Origin of the sequence: Mesorhizobium sp. M0618 (assembly GCF_040320765.1) — a bacterium.
GTDB lineage: Bacteria > Pseudomonadota > Alphaproteobacteria > Rhizobiales > Rhizobiaceae > Mesorhizobium.
On record NZ_JAMYQH010000028.1, the window covers coordinates 50,630 to 74,529 of the forward strand.

The following is a 23,900-nucleotide window of genomic DNA, read 5'->3' on the forward strand; positions in this document are numbered from 1 at the left end:
TTCATTCCTTGCCGGTCACCACAGGCGTGTCGGAAAGCCCGCCCCACTCCGTCCAGGAGCCGTCGTAAAGCCTGTTGTTCGTATGGCCAAGCGTTTCCAGCGCCAGCGTCACCACCGCCGCGGTAATACCGGAGCCGCATGAAGTGACGACAGGTTTCGACAGATCGATGCCGGCCTCCTCGATCGCCTTGCGCAGGCGGTCCTTCGACAACAGCTCGCCATTTTCCGACAGCGCCGAATAGGGCAGATTGCGCGCGCCAGGCATATGGCCGGAGCGGATACCCGCGCGCGGCTCAGGTTCAGTGCCGGTGAACCGGCCCGGCCCCCGGGCGTCGGCGATCTGGCTTGCCCTGGTGTCGACGATCCGGCGCATGTCGGCGAGGCTGGCGACGCGCCCGGGGTCGAAATCGGCATGAAACACGCTTGGCGCGATCTTGGTCGGCTCAGCCGTCACCGGCCTGCCGGCGGCTTTCCAGCCATCGAAGCCGCCATCCAGAATATAGGTCTGGAAGACGCCCATCACCCGGAACATCCACCACGCCCGGGGCGCCGAGAAGAAACCCGGACCATCATAGACGACGATGGTGTCATCGGCCGAAACACCCATGGCGCCGACATACTGGGCAAAATGCTGCGGCGACGGCAAGGTATGCGGCAGGGGCGAATCCGGGTCCGAAACGGCATCCTGATCGAGAAATCGTGCGCCCGGGATGTGGGCCGACTCATACTCGCCGCGCGCATCGCGCTTCTGCGCCGGGAGATACCAGGATGCGTCGATGATCGTCAGGCCCGGCTCGCCGAGACGTTGCTGCAGCCAGTCTGCGTCGACGGTGAAGGGGCTGTCCTCGGCCATTTTGTTCTCCTGCTCGCTTTTTGGCGATCACTGTCCTGTTCAGTTTGCCGGCATCGGCCCAAAGCGGATGCGGAAGCGCCGGTTCTCGCGGCCCTTCTTCTCGATCTTGCCGATGTGGATTTCGCCGACTTCGCCGGTGCTCTTCACATGGGTGCCGCCGCAGGGCTGGCTGTCCACCGAGGCGTTGTCGCCGATACAGACCAGGCGGATCTTGCCGGTGCCGACCGGCGGCCGGACGTTCTTGGATTTCACCAGGCCGGGATTGGCGGCCAGATCCTCGTCACTGATCAGCCTGACAAAGATCGGATGATCGGCCCGCACCAGGTCCATCAGCCCGGCAGTGACGTCCTCCTTGGTGAAGCCGGCATCCGGAGCGTCGAAATCGACACGGCTGTCGTCCTCGGAGACCGAGGCACCGGTGATCGGGAACGGGCAGACGACGGTAAGCAGGTGGCAAGCCGCATGCATGCGCATCAGGAGATGCCGCCGCTCCCAGTCGATCGCCAGCCTCAGCGCCTCGCCCACCTGCGGAACCGCCTGCTCCGGCGCTGGCACGTGTATGATCTCGTCCTTGGTCTCACCGGTGAGGGTGGCGGCAATGGCGATGCGGCTGCCATCGCCGCGTTCGAGATACCCGGTATCGCCCGGTTGGCCGCCCGAAGTGGCGTAGAAGATCGTCCGGTCGAAGATGATGCCGCCGCGATCATTGACGGCAACGACCGTTGCGTCCGCCGTCCGCAGGTAGGCATCGTCGCGAAACAGGGCGTCCGTCCTGTTTGCCATCACGCGACCTTTTCGAACGGCACCGGAATTGTGCTCTTCAGCTCCATCCAGCTTGGCACCGGCAGCTGCTTCTCGCGCAGGAATTCCGGGTTGAACAGTTTTGATTGATAGCGCGTGCCATAATCACAAAGAATGGTCACGATGGTGTGGCCGGGACCCAATTCCCTGGCCAGACGGATCGCGCCGGCTATGTTGATGCCGGTCGAGCCGCCGACGCAAAGGCCCTCTTCCTGGATCAGGTCGAAGACGATCGGCAGCGCATCCTCATCGGGGATCTGGAATGAAAAATCCGGCGTGAACCCTTCGAGGTTGGCGGTGATGCGCCCCTGCCCGATGCCTTCGGTGATCGAGCTGCCTTCGGACTTCAGCTCGCCGCTGGTGTAGAAAGAATAGAGCGCGGCCCCCAGCGGATCGGCGAGCGCGATCTTCACATCCCGGCTTTTGGCTTTCAGTCCGGAGGCGACGCCGGCCAGCGTGCCGCCCGAACCGACCGCCGAGACAAAGCCGTCGACCTTGCCGCCGGTCTGGTTCCAGATTTCCTCCGCCGTGGTGCGGATATGGCCGTCACGGTTGGCGACATTGTCGAACTGGTTGGCCCAGATGGCGCCGTTCGGTTCTGTCTTTGCCAGTTGCTCGGCCAGCCGCCCCGACAGTTTCACGTAATTGTTGGGATTCCTGTAGGGCACGGCCGGCACTTCGATCAGTTCGGCGCCGAGCAGTTTGATCGTGTCCTTCTTCTCCTGGCTCTGTGTGTCCGGGATGACGATGACGGTGCGATAGCCGAGCGCCTTGGCGACCAATGTCAGCCCGATGCCGGTATTGCCCGCCGTTCCCTCGACGATCACACCGCCGGGCTTCAGCAGCCCGCGCTTCTCGGCGTCGCGGATGATGAACAGGCCCGCGCGATCCTTGACCGACTGGCCCGGATTCATGAATTCGGCCTTGCCCAGGATCTCGCAACCGGTTTGTTCCGAAGCTTTGTTGAGGCGGATCAGAGGCGTGTTGCCGATCGCGTCGATCACAGAACGGGGCATTCAGGATTCCTTGTGTGCGTGCGCCGAAACCCTAGAAACCCGAAGCTTCGGTTTCAAGGCAAGAATTTGCCTGGCCCAGTCGCATTTGCGGCACTGTTGTTGCGTCGGCGCTTCCCGAGGCTGGCCTCATGCGCCACTGTTCATTTCAGGCTGACGTTGAAAAGCAGCTTTTCATTCGATTTCTTCACCGCTAGAGCAAAGCACCAACAAGTCGCAGGGCGCAGCATGACACTCTACCGGGCCAACCCGAAGCACGGCGTCGCCTGGATCACGGGCGGCTCAAGCGGCATCGGCCGAGCGCTGGCCAGGGATCTTGCGTCCCAGGGCTATGCCGTCGCGGTGACGGCGCTTGACGACGATCCGATCGACACGCTTGTCGTCGAGACCGCGCAGATGCCGGGCAGTGTCACGGCCTTTCCTTGCGATGTCACCGACGAGCCGCGCATGGCAAGAACCGTCGCCGCGATCGAGAAGGAACTCGGTCCCATCGTGCTCGCCATCTTCAATGCAGGGAACTACATTTCGACGCCGGGGGAGAATCTTGTCGTCAACGACTTTCGGCGGTCCTTCGAGGTCAATTATTTCGGCATCATCAACGGCCTCGTGCCCGCGGTCGAACGCATGCGTGTGCGGGCGCGCGGCCATGTCGTGCTGGTCGGCTCGGTGACATCCTATTTCGGCTGGCCGACAACGGCCGCCTATGGCGGCACCAAGGCGGCCATCAACATCCTGGCCGAGTCGCTGAAGTATGATTTCGACAAGATGAACGTGCGTATCCAGGTGTTCAATCCCGGCTTCATCGACACCCCGCTGACCGAGAAGAACATGCTGCCCATGCCGGGACTGATGCCGGTCAGCCGCGCATCGCGCCGCATGGCGCGGGGCATCAAGTCGGGCGGCTTCGAAGTCCATTTCCCGCGCCGGACCAGCTGGCCCCTGAAACTGCTCGGCCTGCTGCCGAGGCCGCTGTGCAGAGGGTTTATCAGCCTGATGACCAGTTGGAAGGCGCGGCCGCTGCATTACGACCGCAAGCCCCCGATCGAATAGGACGCCGGCGAAATTGGCAGGCTCACCGTTTCGGGCCGCCGTCGCCATGGTTGAGACAAGTGCTGGGTGGAGTCTGCCATGGGGCGACGGATCGTGCTTGCTGTGCTGGGCCTTATCGCCATTCTCGCACTGGCCTTCGTGCTCGGCCCGCGCGTTCGCGTCGACACCACTATCCGTTTCGATCCCTCGCTCATCGCTGACGATCCGCAGGCCTATGTGGCAAAGGCGGAAGCCGCCATCCCCGGAATCCGTGACGGGCTGGAAAAAGAGATCGTCTGGGCCGATCCGTTGGTGCATGCCACGACCCCGCTGTCGATCGTCTACATCCACGGCTTTTCCGCATCGAAGGGCGAAATCCGCCCGCTGCCCGACGAAGTGGCGGAACAGCTTGACGCCAATCTCTTCTACACACGCCTTACCGGTCACGGGCAGGATGGCGCGGCGATGACGCAAGGCAGCATCAACGCCTGGATCAACGACTATGAGGAAGCACTCGCCATTGGCCGGGCGATCGGCGACAAGGTGATCGTCATCTCGACTTCGACCGGCGGCTCGCTGGCGGTCTGGGCGGCAACGCAGCCCGGTGCATCGGACGGGGTGGCGGCGATCGCGTTCATCTCGCCGAATTTCGGCGTCAAGGCTTCGGGCGCCGAGATCCTGACCATGCCGTGGGGCAAACAGATCGCCAGGCTGGTCGCCGGCAAGGAACACAGCTTCGTGCCGCGCAACGCGCTGCATGAAAAATTCTGGACCACCCGCTATCCGATCGAAGCGACCTTGCCGATGCAGGCGCTGACCGAGCTTGCCTATGGCGCGCCGGTGGAGAAGGCGACCACCCCTGCACTGTTCATCTTTTCTGATTCGGACAAAGTGGTGCGGGCCGATCGCACCCGCGAGATTGCCGGGCGCTGGGGGGCGCCGCATGAACTGGTTCCGGTCGACGACACCGGCGACCCGGACAATCACGTCATTGCCGGCGGCGCGCTGTCGCCATCGACCACGGCGTTTCTGGCGCAAAGGATCGCCGTCTGGATCGAAGCGGTGGTGAAGTAGGCAGACGAAAAAGGCGACCGAAGCATCGCTTCAGCCGCCCTTTCCTTGGTCTGTCCCGGCAGTCAGCCAGCCTGAGCTTGATTGACTACAGCGCTGCCTACTTACGCAGCCCGCGCCGCCGGACGCTTGCCGCCGAAGCGGCGCTTGTTGTTGCCCTTGAAGGCCGGCTTGGCGCCATCAGGCTTGCGCTCGCCTGCGAAGGCCGGCTTGTCGCCGAAGCGCTTCTTGCCAAAGCCGTTGCCCTTGTTCTCGCCACCGGGCCGCCTGCCGTCGCGACGGCCATTGCGGTCGTTGCGATCATTGGCCGGCTCGAATCGCTCGTTCTTTTCAGCCGGATTGCGCAGCGGATCGGGGCTGCCGAGATGGTCGGCAACGATCGGCAGCTTGGTGCGGATGATGCGCTCGACCTGGCGCAGCTTGCTGTTCTCGGAAGGATCGCAAAGCGTTATCGCGATGCCGTCCATGCCGTTGCGGCCGGTACGGCCGATGCGGTGGACGTAGCTCTCGGCTTCATCAGGCAGGTCGAAATTCACGACATGGCTGATGCCGGGCACGTCGATGCCGCGCGCCGCGATGTCGGTCGCCACCAGAATGCGCACCGAGCCGTCGCGGAAATCGTTCAGCGCTTTCTGGCGGGCGTTCTGCGACTTGTTGCCGTGGATGACGGCGGCCTTGAAGCCATCGCGCTCGAGGTCCTTGGTCACCCTGTCGGCACCATGCTTGGTGCGCGAAAAGATGATGACGGACTTCATCGCCTCGTCGGCGAGCATCGTCGACAACACCTGGCGCTTCTGCTTGGTGCGGGCAAAGACGACGCCCTGCACGATCTCGGCCGCCGCCGTGCTTTGCGGCGCGACTTCGACACGAATCGGGTTCTTCAGCAGGCCCTTGGCCAGTTCGGCGATTTCATTGGGCATGGTCGCCGAGAACAGCACCGTCTGACGGTCGGGCGCGGTCGCCTTGGCGATGCGCTTGACGTCGTTGATGAAGCCCATGTCGAGCATGCGGTCGCCTTCGTCCAGCACCAGCCATTTGGTGTCGGCAAGCACGAGATCGCCTTCACGCACAAGATCGGTCAACCGGCCGGGCGTGGCGATCAGGATGTCGACGCCGGGAGCAACCTTCTTCACCTGGCTGAAGCGGGACACGCCGCCAAGAACGAGCGCGGTCGAGACATGCGCGCCCTTGGCGAGGATCTTGATCGTGTCTTCGATCTGCACGGCGAGTTCGCGCGTCGGCGCCAGGATAAGCGCACGTGCCGTCTTCGGCCGGCGCTTGGTGCCAAGCGCAATGATCTTCGACAAGATCGGCAGCGCGAAGGCCGCAGTCTTGCCGGAGCCGGTCTGGGCAATGCCGAAAATGTCACGGCCTTCCATCTGCGGCGGGATCGCCTGTGCCTGGATCGGCTTCGGCTCGGCGAAGCCGGCGTTGTGGGTGGCCTTGAGCAGCGCGCCCGTAATACCCAGTGCCGCGAAACCGGTGAGTTCCGCAGTGCTACCGGGCAAAGTGTTTTCGTTGGTCAAAATAATCTTCTTTCACGCGGCTTCTGGCCGCAAACATCAATGGCGGCAGGGCGCAACCTGCCGTCGAAAAATCTGTGATGAACGACAAGGCGGGCGGACGGGTTCGTCCACTCGGCTGCGCTGTCGTGCCCGCAGGCATCATGCCACGGGGCTTTTTCGCCGCTTTGTGATTTACCGGAAAAAGGGCCGATATACCGGAAAGAGGGAAAACAGACGCAACCAGTCTCATTCGTCGAGAAGGCCGGATTCGTTCCCGGCCCAAGCGCCTATGGGCTGCATATGGCTGAGTTCGCCCTCAATTGCAAGGGGCTTCATGTTGCAGCGCAGCAAAGCCCGTGGCGCAAGCGCCGCTTGCGCTCGCTTGCCGGCACGATTACGACGAAATGCCGCTGGCTTGGGAGGTAATCGATGAAAGACGTTCTCAAGGAACTCGAGCGCCGCCGCGAGATCGCCCGCATGGGCGGCGGCCAGGTCCGCATCGATGCCCAGCACAAGAAGGGCAAGCTCACCGCGCGCGAACGCATCGAGGTGTTTCTCGACGAGGGCTCGTTCGAGGAATTCGACATGTATGTCGAGCACCGCTCGACCGACTTCGGCATGGAGAACACCAAGATCGCCGGCGACGGCGTCGTCACCGGCTGGGGCACCGTCAACGGCCGCCCGGTCTACCTCTTCGCCAAGGACTTTACCGTATTCGGCGGCTCGCTGTCGGAAGCGCATGCCGAGAAGGTCATCAAGGTGCAGGAGATGGCGCTCCGCAACCGGGCGCCGATCATCGGCCTCTACGATGCTGGCGGCGCGCGCATCCAGGAAGGCGTGGCAGCACTCGGCGGCTATGCCGAGATTTTTCAGCGCAACGTGCTGGCCTCAGGCGTCATTCCGCAGATTTCCGTCATCATGGGACCGTGCGCCGGCGGCGACGTCTATTCGCCTGCCATGACCGACTTCATCTTCATGGTGCGCGACACTTCCTACATGTTCGTTACTGGGCCGGATGTGGTGAAGACCGTGACCAACGAGACGGTGACCGCCGAGAGCCTCGGCGGCGCCTCCGTCCACACGACGAAATCCTCGATCGCCGACGGCGCCTATGACAATGACGTCGAGGCGCTGTTGCAGATGCGCCGGCTGGTCGACCTGTTGCCGGCCTCCAACACGTCGGAGCTTCCCGAGATCGAATGCTACCAGTCGGTCACCGACCATGATTTGTCGCTCGACCGGCTGATTCCCGACAACGCCAACAAGCCCTACGACATCAAGGAACTGATCCTGAAGGTCGCCGATGAAGGCGACTTCTTCGAGATCCAGCAGAACTTCGCCAAGAACATCGTCACCGGCTTCGGGCGCGTCGAGGGCCGCACCGTCGGCTTCGTCGCCAACCAGCCGATGGTATTGGCCGGCGTGCTCGATTCCGACGCCAGCCGCAAGGCGGCCCGTTTCGTGCGCTTCTGCGATTGTTTTTCGATCCCGATCGTCACCTTCGTCGATGTCCCCGGCTTCCTGCCCGGCACCGCGCAGGAATATGGCGGGCTGATCAAGCATGGCGCGAAACTCCTGTTCGCCTATGCCGAGGCCACCGTGCCGAAGATCACCGTCATCACCCGCAAAGCCTATGGCGGCGCCTATGACGTGATGGCGTCAAAGCATCTTCGCGGCGACATGAACTACGCCTGGCCGACCGCGCAGATCGCGGTGATGGGAGCCAGGGGAGCGGTCGAGATCATCTACCGCAAGGACATCGGTGACGCCGAAAAGATCGCAGCCCACACAAAGGCTTACGAGGATCGCTTCCTGTCGCCCTTCGTCGCCGCCGAGCGCGGCTATGTCGACGAGGTGATCATGCCGCACTCGACCCGCCGCCGCATCGCGCGCGCGCTGCGCATGCTGCGCAACAAGGACATGCAGAACCCCTGGAAGAAGCACGACAACATCCCGCTGTGAGGCGTGGCTGGGCATCTATCCGAGGAGGTAACCGTCGGGCAGCTCACTCCTCTTCCGCCGCACCAAACCCCGCTCCCATCGTGGCACGGACAGGGCTGCCCCATGGCGTTGCGTGGTTGTCGATGCGCATCTGGAAGATGAAATAGGTCGGCGAGCAGAAGCCGATGCCTTTCACCTTGCCGATGCCCGGCGTGTCCGGCGGCAGCGACTGGCACATATAGTCCTCGCGGCAGAAATGATCGGCCGAACAGGCCGGCCGGTTGCCGCGATTGACAGCGCCGCCAAGACATTGGTCGAAATTGTTGGTGGCCACGCAGATGTCGAATTTCTTGCCGCCGACCAGCCCGCAGATTTCATTCGGCATCGGCTTGCCGGCTTTGAAGGCCGCGAAAGCACGGTCCTTGTCGTCGCAGCCGCGATAGGCGATGCCTCCAGGCACGCCGATCTTCGGCGGACGGCAGGTGTAGGCGGTACGGGAAATGTCCGGGGCGAAGGCCGCGAACTGGCCCGATCTGCTGTAGCGGTCGTTGAAGGGCTGCGCCGCGTTGCTGGCGATCGAGCCGGTCAGGCAGGGATGGCCGGAAAACATTTTTTCGCTGTCCTTGGGCAGCAGGCATTGCGCCAGTTTCGTGTGCACGCCCGAAGCGGTGGCCAGCGGCGTGCAGATGGTATCACTGCTGCACTGCCAGGTCGCGCCGAAGCGGGTCGCATCTTCCTGCATCAGGCACGGCATGGCCATCTCCGCCGGCGCGTAATCGACCGCGCCGCCGTTCGTCCAGACCGCCGGCGGCGCAAAGGAGAGCGGACGGAAGCGGTTCGGCTGCTTGCCTTCGGCCGTGGCGGCCAGCCACGCCTGGCGCCGCGGGATCTCGGCATGAAGATGCGGCGAAACCCCGACCTCGATGCGGTTCAACGGCGATGTCGTCTTGTCGTCTAGCCCGATGAAATGGAAACCGGCGGTCGAACCGGCCTGATGACAACCCTGGCAGGCGCCATTGTCCAGCCGCTCGACCAGCGCTTCCGGCGTGCGCACCAGTTTCAGCGCGGAATAATCGAGCGGTGCGAATTCCTTGGGGTGGAATAATTGCGTAAACGGATGATTGGCCTGCCGCGCGCTGCCGAAGGTCGACCATGAAATAATCTTTCTGGCCAGGAACTCGTCGGGAATTTCATAAACGCCTTCATCGACCGCCGGCAGATTGGCGTCGACATAGGCGGCAAGCCGTGCTTTCAGCGCCGCGTCCTGCGAGAGCCGTGCGGTGTCGGGCGTGTTCTCCAGCGGCTTCTCGCTGATAGCAGCGCCATCGATGCCGAATACCCGCATGAGATAGGCGGCTTGGCCACCGAACTCGGTTTCCTGTCCGGAGGGGAAGCGCACCACCTGCGCGTTGAGCTCCAGCTGCTTGAAGGTCAGCCCGGCCTTCTCCAGCGGCCCGCCGGTCAGCCAGCCGGCATCGACGCTCTCGTCAAGCTGTGGCGTCCAGCGTCCGGCAGTGCCGACGCAGCCGCCGTCGGCATCGGGCGCGGCGCTGTAGACGGCATTGAAATTGAACGGCAGGCGCGATGCCAGCAGCTTGCCGTTCTTGCGAAAACTGTAGGCCAGGCGGTAGACGAAGCGCACCTCGCCGCAGTTCCTGTCGCCTTGCAGCAGCGTGAAATCGCGACGGTCGAGCCGGTTGACGATGCCGACCAACCGGAGGCGCGCGGCATCGGTCTTCAGCCAGCGCATGTCCATGATGCGGCCGACATTGCCGTCGGTTATCTCGTAGAGCGGCCGCCCACCGGCTTTCATCTCGGCGCGCAATGCCGCAACATCAGAGGCAACGATGTCGACGATGGCGTGATAGGCGGGTGCCTCGTCGTAAAGCGTCTTTAGACCGTCCTCGCCGTCGACGCCGAAAACGTCGACGAAGCCGAAACCCTTGGCATCGAGTGCGGCGAGCACCGCCGGATCGTCGACGATGATCACAGGGCCCTCGGCGCGCGCCGTCGACGCCACGAAGACGGCAAAGACTGTGGCAAGCAGCAGAGCCAGGGCGCGGTTCATGGAACGGCCATGCGCGCGTCGAAGAGTTCACGCAACACCGGCAGCAGCGCCAGCGGCAGATCCTCGGCGATCAAGCCGGGTCCGAACCGGCTGCCGGCTTCGGCATGCAGCCACACCGCCGCGCAGGTGCCCTCGAAGGGCGGCATGCCTTGTGCGAGCAAACCGGCAATGATGCCCGACAGCACGTCGCCTGACCCGGCTGTGGCCAGCCACGGTGCACCGTTGGAGTTGATCGCCGCTTTGCCATCGGGCGCTGCTATGACCGTGTCGGCGCCCTTGTAGACGATGACGGCATTGGCCCGCGCTGCGGCCGCCCGCGCCTTGTCCAATTTCGACATGGTTTTGTCCCCGGCGATATCTGGGAACAAGCGGCCGAATTCACCCTCATGCGGCGTGATCACCAACGCTGGCGCGTTCAGGTGACGGGCGGCTTCGAACAGCGACTGCGGCTGATGGGCCATAGATGTAATGGCGTCAGCATCAAGCACGATCGCTCCTCCGTGGTTTGCGGTTTGCGATGCGCGTGCACCCTCCGCCAAGGTCTTGATCAGTTGCAGGGCGAAATCGCCGACCTTGGGCTTTGGCCCGAGCCCCGGTCCAAACACCAGCGCCTCGGGATGGCGCGCCGTCAGAAATTCCTGCACCTCCTCGAGTGACCCCGCCTCTCGCAGCATGATCGAGGTGAGGTGTGTCGCGTTCACCTGCAGGGCATTGCCAGGCGACAGCACGGTGACCGCCCCTGCCCCGCTTCTCGCGGCGGCCATCGCCGACAGCCGCGCCGCGCCGGTAGCACTCGGGCCGCCGGAAAAGACGCCGACATGGCCGCGCTTGTATTTATGCGCGTCCACCGCCGGCACCGGAAATTCCCGCAACCACAGGTCCGGCACATTTTCGAAGGTCGAGACAGCGAGCTGGGCGATGATGCCGTCATCGATGCCGATATCGGCGAGCACGATTTCACCGCATTGCCCGCGCCCCGGCAGCAGCAAGTGGCCGGGCTTTTTCCGCGCGAAGGTGACGGTGACCTCGGCACGAAACGCCCTGCCCAATATTTCACCGCTGGCACCTGAGACGCCCGACGGCAGGTCGATCGCGACCACAGGCAGGCGCAGGGCTGTCACGGTATCGACGGCCTTCGCGGCATCGCCGGAAAGCGGCTTGGACAGCCCTGCCCCATAGAGCGCGTCGATCACGATCGAGCCGAACTCGGCGTCGAAATCAGACAGCGGCCGGGACTTGATCAGTGATTCCGCGGCGGCGAGCGCCGCATCGCTTTCCGGCCTCGGCGCTCCGGATGACCAGATCGTTGTGCCGACGCCGCTGCCGGCCAGGAGGCGTGCGACGACATAGCCATCGCCGCCATTGTTGCCGGGCCCGCACAGCACATGGATGTGCTTTGCCGAGGGATAGCGCTTGAGAACCTCGGCCGCGACCGCTGCGCCCGCGCGCCGCATCAGACTGATTCCATCGGCCGGACCGGCCGCGATCGTCAGCCGATCAGCCGCGGTCATTTCGGCGGGGACAAGAAGTTCGTTGCTCATGGATTGCCGATCCGCATGCTATCAAGCATTGTCCAATTTCGATCCTAAGCAAACAAGGGGGAGTTGCCGAGATCTGCGGCCATAACGTCGGGACGAAGGCATCGCGGGCAGAAAATTGCCTGCGGGATAGGCGATGTGCCTGATTTTTGTGCGGACGCGGGTGTTGGCGCTGTGTAGGCTCTGGCAGCCCATGCCGCTTCCGGTGCAGTGAATGACGCGAATTTGCATCCCGGTGCGGCGCGGCTTTGAAATCTTATGAGACCGCTTAGAATCCGCTGAATTGGCACAGTTCGTGCTTGATGGAGGCGCAAGCGGGGGGTCACAACCCGTTTTTTTGGCAGTGGAGGCCACTTTTTACATGAAAAAGATCGAAGCGATCATCAAGCCATTCAAGCTGGACGAAGTGAAGGAAGCGCTTCAGGAAGCCGGACTGCAAGGCATCACTGTCACCGAGGCAAAAGGCTTCGGTCGTCAGAAGGGCCACACCGAACTCTATCGCGGCGCCGAATATGTCGTCGATTTCCTGCCCAAGGTGAAGATCGAGGTCGTGCTTGGCGACGACGCGGTCGAAGGCGCCATTGAGGCCATCCGCAAGGCGGCCCAGACGGGCCGCATCGGTGACGGCAAGATCTTCGTTTCCAATATCGAGGAAGTTGTGCGAATCCGCACCGGCGAAACGGGCATGGACGCGGTCTGACCTGACCCGGCCATCCTCCTGAAAACGTCATCAACAAAAAACGTCATCAAACAGGGATACATGACATGACGACAGCCAAAGACATCATGAAGCAGATCAAGGACAACGACGTGAAATTCGTCGACCTGCGCTTCACAGACCCGAAGGGCAAGCTGCAACACGTGACGATGGATGTCATCGAGGTCGAGGAAGACATGTTCGCCGATGGCGTGATGTTCGACGGCTCGTCGATTGCCGGCTGGAAGGCCATCAACGAGTCCGACATGGTGCTGATGCCCGATCCGGACACTGTCCACATGGACCCGTTCTTCGCGCAGTCGACCATGGTCATCCTGTGCGACATCCTCGATCCGGTTTCGGGTGAATCCTACAACCGCGATCCGCGCGGTACGGCCAAGAAGGCCGAGGCCTACATGAAGGCCGAAGGCATCGGCGACACCATCTATGTCGGCCCGGAAGCCGAGTTCTTCGTGTTCGACGACGTGAAGTACAAGGCCGATCCCTACAACACCGGATTCAAGCTCGACTCCACGGAACTGCCGTCGAACGACGACACCGACTACGAGACCGGCAATCTCGGCCACCGTCCGCGCGTCAAGGGCGGCTACTTCCCGGTGCCGCCGATCGACAGCGCGCAGGACATGCGCTCGGAAATGCTGACCGTGCTCGCCGAGATGGGCGTGCGCGTCGAAAAGCATCACCATGAGGTGGCGGCGGCCCAGCACGAACTCGGCATCAAGTTCGACGCACTGGTGCGCAACGCCGACAAGATGCTGATCTACAAATATGTCGTCCACCAGGTCGCCAACGCCTATGGCAAGACGGCCACCTTCATGCCGAAGCCGATCTTCGGCGACAACGGCTCGGGCATGCACGTCCACATGTCGATCTGGAAGAACGGCAAGCCGACCTTCGCCGGCAATGAATATGCAGGTCTGTCGGAAAACTGCCTCTTCTTCATTGGCGGCGTCATCAAGCATGCCAAGGCGATCAACGCCTTTACCAACCCGCTGACCAATTCCTACAAGCGCCTGGTGCCGGGTTACGAAGCGCCGGTTCTGCTCGCCTATTCGGCGCGCAACCGCTCGGCGTCCTGCCGCATCCCGTTCGGCTCGTCGCCGAAGGCCAAGCGCGTCGAGGTCCGCTTTCCCGATCCGGGCGCGAATCCCTACCTCGCCTTCTCCGCCCTGCTGATGGCCGGCCTCGACGGCATCAAGAACAAGATCCATCCCGGCCAGCCGATGGACAAGGATCTCTACGACCTGCCGCCGAAGGAGTTGAAAAAGATCCCGACCGTCTGCGGTTCGCTGCGAGAAGCCCTGCAGAGCCTCGACAAGGACCGTGGCTTCCTGAAGGCTGGCGGCGTCTTCGACGACGACCAGATCGACAGCTACATCGAGCTGAAGATGGCCGAAGTGATGCGCTTCGAAATGACCCCGCATCCGGTCGAATACGACATGTACTACTCCGTCTGAGGCTTCAATCTCAGCCTAAGATTCGCCATAACCAAGCCCTTGAAAGACTTCCCTCTTTCAAGGGCTTTTTGCTGCGCTCCAATAGGAATTGCCAGCCGACCGGCATGTCTCGCCTGCGCGGCAGCCGCATGCGCGCCCGTATCCGCCTTTCGTCTTCGGCGATCGCACGATGCCCGGATTCTTGGACCTACGGTCCATCGGAGCGGCCGGCTTGAGCATCGGTCCGGTGACTTCAATCACTACTCGGCGATGTCCAGTGAAGATCAAGGCGGCCGCTCGGTCGCCAACGTTGGAGCCAGGAGCGAGCGGAGCACTGTCTCAGGCTACAGTGACCGCTCGTCCGGCGCCCACGCCAATGCCGCCGTTCAGAAAACCCCGCCCGTCCGAACAGCATTGCGTGACGTAACCCCAAGGCCTGCGAATACGCATGCCGTAGCGTGATCTGTCAACGTCGCAAGCCGGGCCGCGAATGGCCGATTCTGCTGTATGAACAGATGCTTATGGAAGGCCCTTTGCCCCGGATAAGGGCTGGAAAAGGCGCTTTTCCGGGCTTTATAGCGAGTGATCGCCGGAGGCTCACATGGCTGCGGCAAGAACTCCCGGGCGATTTGCGACCGCGTGAATTCCCTGACTTTTTCTGGGTATGTTTTCCCAGGAATGCCGTCAGCCGGGTAACGGCCAAAAAAGAACCCCGGCGCGAAACGCCGGGGGTCTTCTTGTCATGCAGTCCGAAACGCTTACGCGGCGGCCGAAACCTGGGCGCTTGCCGGAACCGAGGCGATCGTCTTCAGGATCTGCGAGGCGATCTGGTAGGGGTCGCCCTGCGAGTTCGGACGGCGGTCTTCCAGATAACCCTTGTAGTCGCTTTTGATGAAGGAATGCGGCACGCGGATCGAGGCGCCACGGTCGGCAATGCCATAGCTGAACCGGTTCCACGGCGCGGTCTCGTGCTTGCCGGTCAAACGCTTGTCGTTGTCCGGGCCGTAGACGGCGATGTGATCCATCAGGTTCTTGTCGAAGGCCGCCATCAGCGCTTCGAAATAGGCCTTGCCGCCGACTTCGCGCATATAGGCGGTCGAGAAGTTGGCGTGCATGCCAGAGCCGTTCCAGTCGGTGTCGCCAAGCGGCTTGCAGTGGTATTCGATGTCGATGCCGTACTTCTCGGTCAGGCGCTGCATGAGGTAGCGGGCCATCCACATCTGGTCGGCGGCTTTCTTGGAGCCCTTGCCGAAAATCTGGAATTCCCACTGGCCCTTGGCAACTTCGGCGTTGATGCCTTCGTGGTTGATGCCGGCGGCGAGGCAGAGGTCGAGATGCTCCTCGACGATCTGGCGCGCAATGGAGCCGACATTGGAATAGCCGACGCCGGTGTAGTACGGGCCCTGGGGTGCGGGATAGCCGCTCTCGGGGAAGCCGAGCGGCCGGCCGTCCTTGTAGAAGAAATATTCCTGCTCGAAGCCGAACCAGGCGCCCTCGTCATCGAGGATGGTGGCGCGCTTGTTGGATGCGTGCGGCGTCACGCCATCGGGCATCATGACTTCGCACATGACCAGCACGCCGTTGGTGCGGGCGGGATCCGGATAGACCGCAACCGGCTTCAGCACGCAATCGGAGCTGTGCCCTTCGGCCTGCTGGGTCGAGGAACCATCGAAGCCCCACAGCGGCAGCTGCTCAAGATCAGGGAATTCGGCGAATTCCTTGATCTGCGTCTTGCCGCGAAGGTTGGGGACCGGGGTATATCCATCGAGCCAGATATACTCGAGCTTGTATTTCGTCATTCTAGCCTCTCGTTGCTTGATCACCGAACACTGAACGGCGTCGACATGCGTCTGCCGTCAGCAGACGGCCTGCCGCACACTTAAAATGCAATTCGTGTGCCATTCTTGGTCCGGAGGGTGCGGCAAAATTGACGCGGCATCCGCTCGAAAGTCGGCGAGCGCCTAAGCAATGCGCCCGGATCGATCACAATCGTTATTTGCACAAATAGTGTGCAAATACTGATCTTTTCATAGGCATATTGCCTAACTTGATTGCAGACCTTATCTTCGGACCAAGTTGAATCGAAAAGGTTCGGCGGAAGAAAGGAACCCGGCAATGGAAATCATTTCCACACGACCGTCGGCCAAAATTCTGATGTTCCCGGCGGCAGCGCGTCTCTCTGCCTCAAATTTGAGCGGAAGGGCTAAGTTTGCGGCAGAGCTTGCCTCGCTGCGTGGTGCCCGCGCAGACTTCGGCGACGGCTGGTACCATGAGGCAGCCATCGAGGATGAGGCCCGGGGCCGCAAGATCTGACACAGAGGGGCAGCAGCCCTCGTCAACGGATAGCATGAAAGCAAAAGCCCGGCGCGATCGCTCGCGCCGGGCTTTATCTTTGTATGCTGGAGCTGTCAGCTACTGCTTGTCGTGCAGGTTGGTTCCCAGCGTATCCCTGACGAAGATCATGCCGATGATCAGCGACATCGCCGCGATCACCACCGGATACCAGAGGCCGTAGTAGATATCGCCCTTGGAGGCGCTGAGCGCGAACACGATCGCCGGCAGCAGGCCGCCGAACCAGCCATTGCCGATGTGATAGGGCAGCGACATGCCGGTATAGCGGATGCGGGTCGGGAACATCTCGACCAGGATCGCCGCGATCGGCCCGTAGACCATGGTCACGTAGAGGACCAGGATGAACAGGATGCCGATGACCTTTGCCCAGTTGACCGCCGCCGGGTCGGCAAACATCGCGAACGCACCGGCCGCCGGAACACTGTAGACGGTCACGTCCGTGGCGCCGGCAGCCTCATCGGCCGTCAGCAGCTTGTCCTTGACCGCCTGGGCGAGCGGGACAGTGGCCTTTTCACCGGCGCGAATGGCTGCCGCGTCGAGCTTCAGTTCGGGATTGGCCGCGACAAAGGCGTCGAGCTTTTGGTCAGCAACCTTGGCGGCAGCACGCTTCAGCGGATAACCGCCGTCCTGAAGCGCCAGGTTGATCGCCTTCTTGAAAGCCGCATCGCTTGGAGCAGCCTTATCAGCGGCCGCCACGGCGTCGTAAGACGTCACGGTCTCGGCGCCGATCTTGACGCTGGCCGCTGTTCCCGCTGCCGCTGTCGTGACGATATCATAGGGCACCGAGCTTTTGGCCAGGAAGTCCGTCGCAATATCGCACGAGGTGAGAGGCTTGCGTGTTCCGGTTGGATTGAACTGGAACTTGCAGTCCCCCGGAGCAGCGGTCACCGTCGCACGCGTGTTCTGCTGGGCGGTGGCGAGCGCCGGGTTGGCGGCCCATGTCAGCGCCTTGAACAGCGGGAAGGTGGTGACGATCGCCAGCGCGAGACCGGCCATGATGATCGGCTTGCGGCCGATCTTGTCGGATAGCCAGCCGAACACGACGAAGAAGACCGCGCCGAGCGCCAGCGCAATCGCGATCATGATGTTGACCGACTGTGGGTCGACCTTGAGCACATTCGCCAGGAAGAACAGCGCGTAGAACTGGCCGTTGTACCAGACCACAGCCTGGCCGGCGGTGAGGCCGAACAACGCGAGCAACGCGATCTTGGCATTCTTCCACTGGCCGAAGGCTTCCGTCAGCGGCGCCTTGGAGCCCTTGCCCTCGTCCTTCATGCGCTGGAAAGTCGGCGATTCGGCAAGCGACAGGCGGATCCAGACCGATATGCCGAGCAGTATGGCCGAGAGCAGGAACGGAATACGCCAGCCCCAAGCCGCGAAATCCTCCTTGCTCAGCGAATTCTGCACGACCAGGATGACGATCAGCGACAGGAACAGGCCGAGCGTCGCCGTCGTCTGAATCCACGACGTATAGAAGCCGCGGCGATCGTCGGGAGCATGCTCGGCGACATAGGTCGCCGCACCACCATACTCACCGCCGAGCGCCAGGCCCTGCAGCATGCGCAGCCCGACCAGGATGATGGGCGCCGCAATGCCCCAGTTCGCCGAGCCGGGAAGCAGGCCGACCAGGAAGGTCGACAGGCCCATGATCAGGATGGTGACAAGAAATGTGTATTTGCGGCCGACGAGATCGCCAATGCGACCGAACACCAGCGCGCCGAACGGGCGCACCAGGAAGCCGGCGGCGAAAACCAGCAGCGTGAAGATGTTGCGAGTCGCCTCTGGATAGGAGGCGAAGAATGCCGCGCCGATCGCTCCGGCCAATGCGCCGTAGAGATAGAAATCATACCATTCGAAAACGGTGCCGAGCGAGGAAGCGAAGATGACTTTCTTCTCCTCCCGCGTCATGCCGCGGCTTGCTCCGCCGGCGGTCGATGCGATTGCCATTGCGTTATCCTCCCGTGAGACCCGTTCTCGATGCTGCGCGACACCGTCCGCGTTCTCCTCCGAGCACGGACTCAACGACAGCCATTCGGAAAAATGACAGAAAGCGCCTGCCAAAGGCAGCGCGTCTTTGGGATTATGACTTTGGTATTAGGTGCACTGCGGGATGAATCCGGGCGAGCTGGGAAAACTCCTTAGCGCTTGAGCGCTTCCAGCAGGCCGACAGCAGCCATCATGTCGCGCTTGCGAGCCGCGCGGCGGGCAACGGCCTCCGCGTCCTGCCCCCAATGCTCGATCTGCCAGTCCTCGTCGACATGGGCAGCGGCCCAGGCAGAATCGGCATCGAGTTCGCCGAAATCGACAGCCAGCGCCAGCAGAGCCGAACCGGTCAGCGAGGTCATCACATGGATGGCGGCGAGCCGCAGCGGCTCTGTTCGCTGAGCAAGATGGCTGCCCAGCACGGCGATGGTCTCGCGCGGCTGCTCGACATGAATGATGCCCTCGGCGAGATTGAAGCGGACCCCGAGTGTTCCCCTCGCCCAGTCGATCACCGGATCCCAATGCTGGTTCTGCCGCTCCACCAGCCCCTGCGGTACGTCGGCGCGGTAGCAGAGCAGATCGGATGAGGCGAAGCGCAGGATATCCTCCAGCACCGCCTGCGGGTCGCTGGCAACACCGTCGATGGCGGTGTTGACGAGACGCATCACCGGCATGGTCACCGGATTGATGGTCTCGCTTTGGGCGGCGAATTCGTCGGCGGCAAGCACTGCTGCTGCCTCGGTAGGCAGCGCCAGCAGCGCCTTGCCCGGGGTGCGCACCGGCTTGCCGTCGAGATGCACGGCAAAGCCATTGTCGACAGGTGCGACAGAGGCGGCCTTGTAGAAGCGCTTCGGCAGATGCGTCTTCATCTGGATCTGGGCGCGACGCACCGGATCGGGATGGGAAAGATATTTGCCCGCTTCGAGGTCGTTGAGGATATCACGCATGAAGGTCTCTCTTACACCGGCGTCAGCTTGCGCACCGGCCGGTTGACGATGATCAGGCCGGCGGCAATCAGGCCAAGTGCCAGAAAAATGCGCATGGTCAGGGGCTCATTCAAGAACATGGCGCCGCACAGCACGCCGAAAACCGGCGACAGGAAGGTGAAACTGGACAGGCCTGATGCCGGATAGCGCCGCAGCAGCCAGAACCACAGCACATAGGTGAAGGCGACGATGTAGACAGCCTGGAAAAGCAGCGCCAAAGTCGGCAGCACGGTCGGATCGCGAACGGGCGGGCCGGCGAGAGGCAGCACCAAGACGCCTACGATCGCTGCCCCGGCGAGCTGGTAAAGCAGAAGCTTTTCGGCGCTCGCCTCGACCAGCTTCGACCGCTTGATGAGGATGTTGGTCAAGGCCCAGAAAAATCCGGAGCCAAGACTCAGGAGATCGCCGAACAACATGTCCCCGCTACCGCCAAGCTTGTCGGAAAAAACCGCGACAAGGCCGGCAAACGCCAGCAGCAGGCCGAGGAATTTGCGCAGGGTGATCTGCTCGCCGAGCAGGAAATGGCCACCGAGCAGCATCCAGAACGGCATTGTGTTGACCAGCAGCGTGTTGCGGGCAACGGTGGTGTGCTCCAGGCCGACGTAGAGGCAAAGGAACTCGATTCCGAAAAGCGCGCCAACCGCGATGCCGGCGAGCAAGGTCCCGTCGCGCGTGAAAAGCGCGATGCCGCGCCACCGGCACCAGGCAAAGACACACAGGCCGCCGATGATCGAGCGCGCGATCGATAGGAAAACCGGATCATAGCCGGCGTAGGAGATCTTGGCGGCGACGTAATTCAGCCCCCAGGAAAAGGTCAGCCCGACCATGATGGCGGCGGCGGCCATGTCGACCGTGTCGCGGCGATCAAGCGTATCGGTGGCGAGCCCGTCGGTGGCGCCGCTCACGATCAGTCCTCCGCGCTGGCGTCGTCGAAGCCGATCAGGTTCCAGCTCTGTCGCATGTGCGGCGGCATTGGCGCGGTGACATCGATGACGCCCTTGTCGGGATGCGGAATGATGATGCGGCGCGCATGCAGATGCAGGCGGTTTTGAATGCCGCCGGGAAAGTCCCAGTTGGTGTCGGCCTCGAAATATTTCGGATCGCCCAGGATCGGACAGCCGATGTGGGCGGCATGAACGCGAAGCTGGTGGGTGCGGCCCGTATAAGGCTCCATCTCCAGCCAGGTCATCGTCTGCGCCGCCTGCTCGATGATGCGGTAGTAGGACACGGCGTGGTCGGCGCCCTTTTCACCATGCGCGGCGACCCGCACGCGGTCACCGTCCGGCGTCGGCTCCTTGATCAGCCAGGTCGAGATCTTGTCCTCGCGCTTGGGCGGCACGCCCTTGACCAGCGCCCAATAAGTCTTCTTGGTCTCGCGGGCGCGAAACGCTTCCGAGAGCTTCATGGCGGCCAGCCGGCTGCGGGCGACGACCAGCACGCCCGAGGTGTCGCGGTCGAGCCTGTGAACCAATCTGGGCTTCTCGCCCTTCTGGTTGCGCCAGGCCTCCAGCATGTCGTCGACATTGCGGGTGACGCCCGAGCCGCCCTGCACCGCAAGGCCCGCCGGCTTGTTGAAGACGAAAACCTTAGGGTCTTCATGGATCAGCATTTTCGACAGGACATCGGCATCGCCCTGGTTGCGGATCGAGTGGCCGGTCAGCGCACTCTCGCCCTTCTTGTCGACCTCGAGCGGTGGGACGCGAACCATCTGGCCGGGCTCGACACGGGTGTCGGCCTTGACCCGACCGCCGTCGACACGGATCTGGCCGGAGCGCAGAAGCTTCTGCAAATGGCCGAAACCAAGGCCCGGGAAATGGGTCTTGAACCAGCGGTCGAGCCGCATGCCCGCCTCGCCGGTCTCCACCGTGATCTGTTCAACGCCTGCCATATTTTTTGTCGCTTATCCGTTTCCCGAGCGAAGCCCGGCCTGTTCTTGGCGCGGCAATAGCACTAAGGCAGGCTTCTTGCGAGCCAAAGTCCCAGAAACAGGGCGATAATGGCGCCAATGACGCTGGCAAGGGCATAAGCCAGCGCAGGCAGCGTGGCTCCCCGCTCCCACAGCGTCGCGAAATCGAGCGAAAAGGCGGAGAAGGTGGTGAAGCCGCCAAGAATGCCGGTAGCAACGAACAGCCTGACCTCGTTCGATCCGCCACGGCGCATCATGGAGGCGATGAACAGCCCCATGGCGAAGGAGCCGATGATGTTGATGGCCATCGTGCCCCAGGGATAGCTGGGGCCGACAAGGCGCAGCGCGCCGATGTTGGTAAGGTGACGAATTCCGGCACCGATGCCGCCACCGACGACGACGAGAAACAGATTGAACATGACCGTTTACTGCCCCCGCACGGCTGCCCGGTCAATCCCTCGTTGCGGGCGCAACCGCACGGATCGGCCGAGTTCGTCACCACTCAGGCGTTGCCCATCCCGGATATTTTTTCCTGAACTCGTTGTAGAGGTCATCGATCTCCGTTTTGCCGACAGGGCGCACCTGTTCGTAGAGGTAGCCCTTGACGTCGCCGGACAGCTGGTACGCCGCGATGCGCCTGTATGCTGCGCCGATGCCTTTGCCCTCGACAATGTATTGGTCCGGTATCGAGACACAGAGCTGCGCACCCGGCTGCAGATGGGTAACGGGCGGATCGGTCACGACAACGTATTTGGACTTCAACGCCGCCGGTCTGAATCGATCGCGACTATCGACCTGACAAGCCCACTCGATGCGAGGGTAAAGGTCCTTGTCCATTTCATACAGCAATGAATCGCTCATCATCCCGCTGGATGCAAATACCGACAACCGGTCCTCAGGTCCCATCTTTCCAAGAAGGTCATCGATAAGGCGCCTGTATTCTGGAAGATTGTCGAGGTGCAGCGGGAGCGTGGCTTCGCTGGCAAAGACGTAGCTGATCGGTGACAGCACCTGGCGGCCAGTCGGGAAAAAAGTACCGAAAAACGCCAGCCCGGCGGCAACGGCTATCGCGGCGTTCGACCATAGCGATCTCAGTGCCGGCATCGAAACGATCGCAACGATTGCCTGGGCGTAGGCAGGAAAGAGCCAAAGAAATACTGGCACCGAATGATGGCGATCCGGGTCCTGCATGCGGGTGAAGAGGACGAAGGTGAGTGCCGAAGCAACGGCACAGAACAGGGAAAATCTGTTTCGGCGTATGATGGAGATGTAAAGGCCAAATACGATCAACAGCCAGTTCACATAGCTGAGCCGCGATCCTACCTGGCCAAGCTGTGAACCGAAGTTTGTCTTGTATCCGCTGTAAAGGTCGCCATAGCTGGTTCCCAGTATCTTGAGGATCAGGGGTTGCTGGAAGGTCAGCGCGGCTCCGATAACCACGAGGATCGCACACAGGCCCCCGACGGCGGCATTGCGGAGTGCCGGAAAGTCCCGGTCTTTCGCCTGCAGAAAACAGAAGAAGGCTGCGGAAATTCCGACCCCGATGACGGGATAGGCGTACCAGCGGCGCAGCACGAATGCCAACCACAGGCATACGCCGACACGTATTCCGCTGATCACCGGTTCATGGGTCAGGAACCTCGATTTCCAGAGAAAATAGGTTGCCGCGCAAAGCGCGAAACAGCCGGCAATGTCAGGCAACCCGGCGCATGAGCGGCCACAAGGATGGGCCAAATCTCACATGCGGAGCACCCAAATGCCGCCGGCAGCGCCGGTTCTCTAAAGCTCAGGTCGTCCCGGCATTTTTCGGCTTGGTCGAGCCGATCATCTTCCAGTTCTTGTAGAACATGGAATTGATGCGCTCGACGCTGACCGAGACGATGGCGAGCATGCCCGCGATGAGACGGGGAACCGGAGACGGCCTGATAATGTCCATGAACACGCAGTAGCGGCGGCCGTCATACTCGTTGACCGAGCGATGCAGCAGCGTGTCGTCGAAGATGAACAGCGGATTGTCGTACCAGTAATTCTTGACGTTGCCGCACTCGACGAAAATCTCCGACTTCACCGGGATCAGATTGTAGAGGATGCGCAGGCTGAGCCGCAGCGGGCCGAAATGCCAGGACGTCGATTCGCGCTTGCTGAAGACGGAAACGGCTATGGTCTTGATGTATTTGAAATCCTTGTTGAACTCGGCGACATTATCGATCCTGTGCTTGCCGTACCACTGGTAGACATACATGCCGCGCCGGCCGGCGCCGAAATTGGCGTCGATGTCGGCGATGATCTCATCCTTGCGCGCTTTGAAGATGTCCAGGACCTCGTTGACCTCGCGCTGGTAGTCGGCGGGAAACTGCTCCAGCTTCCAGACGCCCGGATTTCTGTAGCACAAGAGGTCGACCAGCAGATTGAACGGCGAAAGCAGCCAGGTGAACAGGCCGTTGCCGAGAAAATAGCCTGAGAACAGCGACAGATCCTTGCGGTCGTTGCGCAGCACGTCGATCAGGCCGCAGATGATGAAGATCGTCGTCAGGATGGGAATGAAATAGAAGCCAAGGGCGAGAAGCGGGATGGCAATGGCGAACTTGCGAAGGGATTTGCGAAGGGTTTTTGTCATTTTTCCACGCGCGAAGCGCGATCCTGTTGCGAATGAGGTGCCCAAATCAAGGCAACGGCCACCGCCCGGCCGTGCGCCTTGAT

General features: G+C 62.1%; 20 protein-coding genes. 6 read left to right on the forward strand and 14 right to left on the reverse strand.

Annotation, left to right across the window (positions count from 1 at the left end):
• Position 1: 1 nt before the first annotated feature.
• From sseA to NKJ04_RS25625, 3 genes are read right to left on the reverse strand one after another with little or no spacing between them, the layout of a single operon-like run.
• Entirely contained in the window at positions 2 to 853 is an 852-nt protein-coding gene (gene sseA / locus NKJ04_RS25615; protein WP_352677874.1) for a 3-mercaptopyruvate sulfurtransferase, read from the reverse strand.
• A gap of 39 nt (positions 854 to 892) precedes the next feature.
• Positions 893 to 1,636 (reverse strand): alanyl-tRNA editing protein, encoded by a 744-nt coding sequence (locus tag NKJ04_RS25620; protein ID WP_352677876.1) that lies wholly within the window; start codon positions 1,634 to 1,636, stop codon positions 893 to 895.
• Positions 1,636 to 2,670, reverse strand: coding sequence for a cysteine synthase A (locus NKJ04_RS25625; RefSeq protein WP_352552002.1), 1,035 nt, complete (start codon positions 2,668 to 2,670; stop codon positions 1,636 to 1,638). Before NKJ04_RS25625 ends, NKJ04_RS25620 begins: the two co-directional genes overlap by 1 nt.
• Positions 2,671 to 2,895: 225 nt before the next feature.
• Here NKJ04_RS25625 and NKJ04_RS25630 point away from each other — a divergent pair, with 225 nt between their 5' ends.
• Positions 2,896 to 3,717 (forward strand): SDR family oxidoreductase, encoded by an 822-nt coding sequence (locus tag NKJ04_RS25630; protein ID WP_023812065.1) that lies wholly within the window; start codon positions 2,896 to 2,898, stop codon positions 3,715 to 3,717.
• A gap of 78 nt (positions 3,718 to 3,795) precedes the next feature.
• On the forward strand, positions 3,796 to 4,770 hold the full coding sequence (locus NKJ04_RS25635; RefSeq protein ID WP_352677878.1) for an alpha/beta hydrolase: 975 nt from the start codon (positions 3,796 to 3,798) through the stop codon (positions 4,768 to 4,770).
• A gap of 101 nt (positions 4,771 to 4,871) precedes the next feature.
• On the opposite strand, the gene NKJ04_RS25640 is transcribed toward NKJ04_RS25635, so the two are convergent.
• The gene (locus NKJ04_RS25640) at positions 4,872 to 6,293 is read right to left on the reverse strand and encodes a DEAD/DEAH box helicase (RefSeq protein ID WP_023812066.1); all 1,422 of its coding nucleotides are present in this window, start codon (positions 6,291 to 6,293) and stop codon (positions 4,872 to 4,874) included.
• A gap of 408 nt (positions 6,294 to 6,701) precedes the next feature.
• On the opposite strand from NKJ04_RS25640, the gene NKJ04_RS25645 reads away from it, so the two are divergent.
• Entirely contained in the window at positions 6,702 to 8,234 is a 1,533-nt protein-coding gene (locus NKJ04_RS25645) for an acyl-CoA carboxylase subunit beta (protein ID WP_023812067.1), read from the forward strand.
• A gap of 43 nt (positions 8,235 to 8,277) precedes the next feature.
• On the opposite strand, the gene NKJ04_RS25650 is transcribed toward NKJ04_RS25645, so the two are convergent.
• A complete protein-coding gene (locus NKJ04_RS25650) occupies positions 8,278 to 10,281 on the reverse strand; it encodes a hypothetical protein (RefSeq protein WP_352677881.1) in 2,004 nt (667 codons plus the stop codon).
• A complete protein-coding gene (locus NKJ04_RS25655; protein ID WP_352677883.1) occupies positions 10,278 to 11,822 on the reverse strand; it encodes an NAD(P)H-hydrate dehydratase in 1,545 nt (514 codons plus the stop codon). The genes NKJ04_RS25650 and NKJ04_RS25655 overlap by 4 nt, the downstream gene beginning before the upstream one ends.
• A 358-nt stretch (positions 11,823 to 12,180) precedes the next feature.
• Between NKJ04_RS25655 and NKJ04_RS25660 the strand changes: the two genes are divergently transcribed.
• Together NKJ04_RS25660 and glnA are read left to right on the forward strand one after the other, a co-directional pair.
• Entirely contained in the window at positions 12,181 to 12,519 is a 339-nt protein-coding gene (locus tag NKJ04_RS25660) for a P-II family nitrogen regulator (protein ID WP_006205430.1), read from the forward strand.
• A gap of 65 nt (positions 12,520 to 12,584) precedes the next feature.
• A complete protein-coding gene (glnA, locus tag NKJ04_RS25665; RefSeq protein ID WP_128306005.1) occupies positions 12,585 to 13,994 on the forward strand; it encodes a type I glutamate--ammonia ligase in 1,410 nt (469 codons plus the stop codon).
• 737 nt (positions 13,995 to 14,731) lie between these two features.
• Here the strand turns inward: glnA and NKJ04_RS25670 are convergent.
• Positions 14,732 to 15,772 carry a glutamine synthetase beta-grasp domain-containing protein gene (locus tag NKJ04_RS25670; RefSeq protein ID WP_023812071.1) on the reverse strand — a complete coding sequence of 347 codons (1,041 nt, stop codon included), beginning with the start codon at positions 15,770 to 15,772 and terminating at the stop codon, positions 14,732 to 14,734.
• Between the two features lie 316 nt (positions 15,773 to 16,088).
• Here NKJ04_RS25670 and NKJ04_RS25675 point away from each other — a divergent pair, with 316 nt between their 5' ends.
• Positions 16,089 to 16,286, forward strand: coding sequence for a DUF2735 domain-containing protein (locus tag NKJ04_RS25675; RefSeq protein ID WP_352611724.1), 198 nt, complete (start codon positions 16,089 to 16,091; stop codon positions 16,284 to 16,286).
• Between the two features lie 99 nt (positions 16,287 to 16,385).
• Here NKJ04_RS25675 and NKJ04_RS25680 read toward each other — a convergent pair whose 3' ends face one another.
• The 7 genes from NKJ04_RS25680 to NKJ04_RS25710 form a co-directional block, all read right to left on the reverse strand.
• Complete coding sequence (locus tag NKJ04_RS25680) at positions 16,386 to 18,272, reverse strand: MFS transporter (RefSeq protein WP_023812073.1); 1,887 nt, start codon at positions 18,270 to 18,272, stop codon at positions 16,386 to 16,388.
• A 191-nt stretch (positions 18,273 to 18,463) separates the two neighbouring features.
• Positions 18,464 to 19,255 (reverse strand): ATP12 family chaperone protein, encoded by a 792-nt coding sequence (locus NKJ04_RS25685; RefSeq protein ID WP_352551992.1) that lies wholly within the window; start codon positions 19,253 to 19,255, stop codon positions 18,464 to 18,466.
• An 11-nt stretch (positions 19,256 to 19,266) separates the two neighbouring features.
• Positions 19,267 to 20,139 carry a DMT family transporter gene (locus NKJ04_RS25690; protein ID WP_352677900.1) on the reverse strand — a complete coding sequence of 291 codons (873 nt, stop codon included), beginning with the start codon at positions 20,137 to 20,139 and terminating at the stop codon, positions 19,267 to 19,269.
• A gap of 62 nt (positions 20,140 to 20,201) precedes the next feature.
• Positions 20,202 to 21,182, reverse strand: coding sequence for an RluA family pseudouridine synthase (locus NKJ04_RS25695; protein WP_352677885.1), 981 nt, complete (start codon positions 21,180 to 21,182; stop codon positions 20,202 to 20,204).
• Positions 21,183 to 21,244: 62 nt separating this feature from the next.
• A complete protein-coding gene (crcB, locus tag NKJ04_RS25700) occupies positions 21,245 to 21,619 on the reverse strand; it encodes a fluoride efflux transporter CrcB (RefSeq protein ID WP_352551991.1) in 375 nt (124 codons plus the stop codon).
• A 76-nt stretch (positions 21,620 to 21,695) separates the two neighbouring features.
• Positions 21,696 to 22,901 (reverse strand): hypothetical protein, encoded by a 1,206-nt coding sequence (locus NKJ04_RS25705; RefSeq protein WP_352677887.1) that lies wholly within the window; start codon positions 22,899 to 22,901, stop codon positions 21,696 to 21,698.
• A gap of 85 nt (positions 22,902 to 22,986) precedes the next feature.
• A complete protein-coding gene (locus NKJ04_RS25710; RefSeq protein WP_127295791.1) occupies positions 22,987 to 23,817 on the reverse strand; it encodes an aspartyl/asparaginyl beta-hydroxylase domain-containing protein in 831 nt (276 codons plus the stop codon).
• Positions 23,818 to 23,900 lie beyond the last annotated feature (83 nt).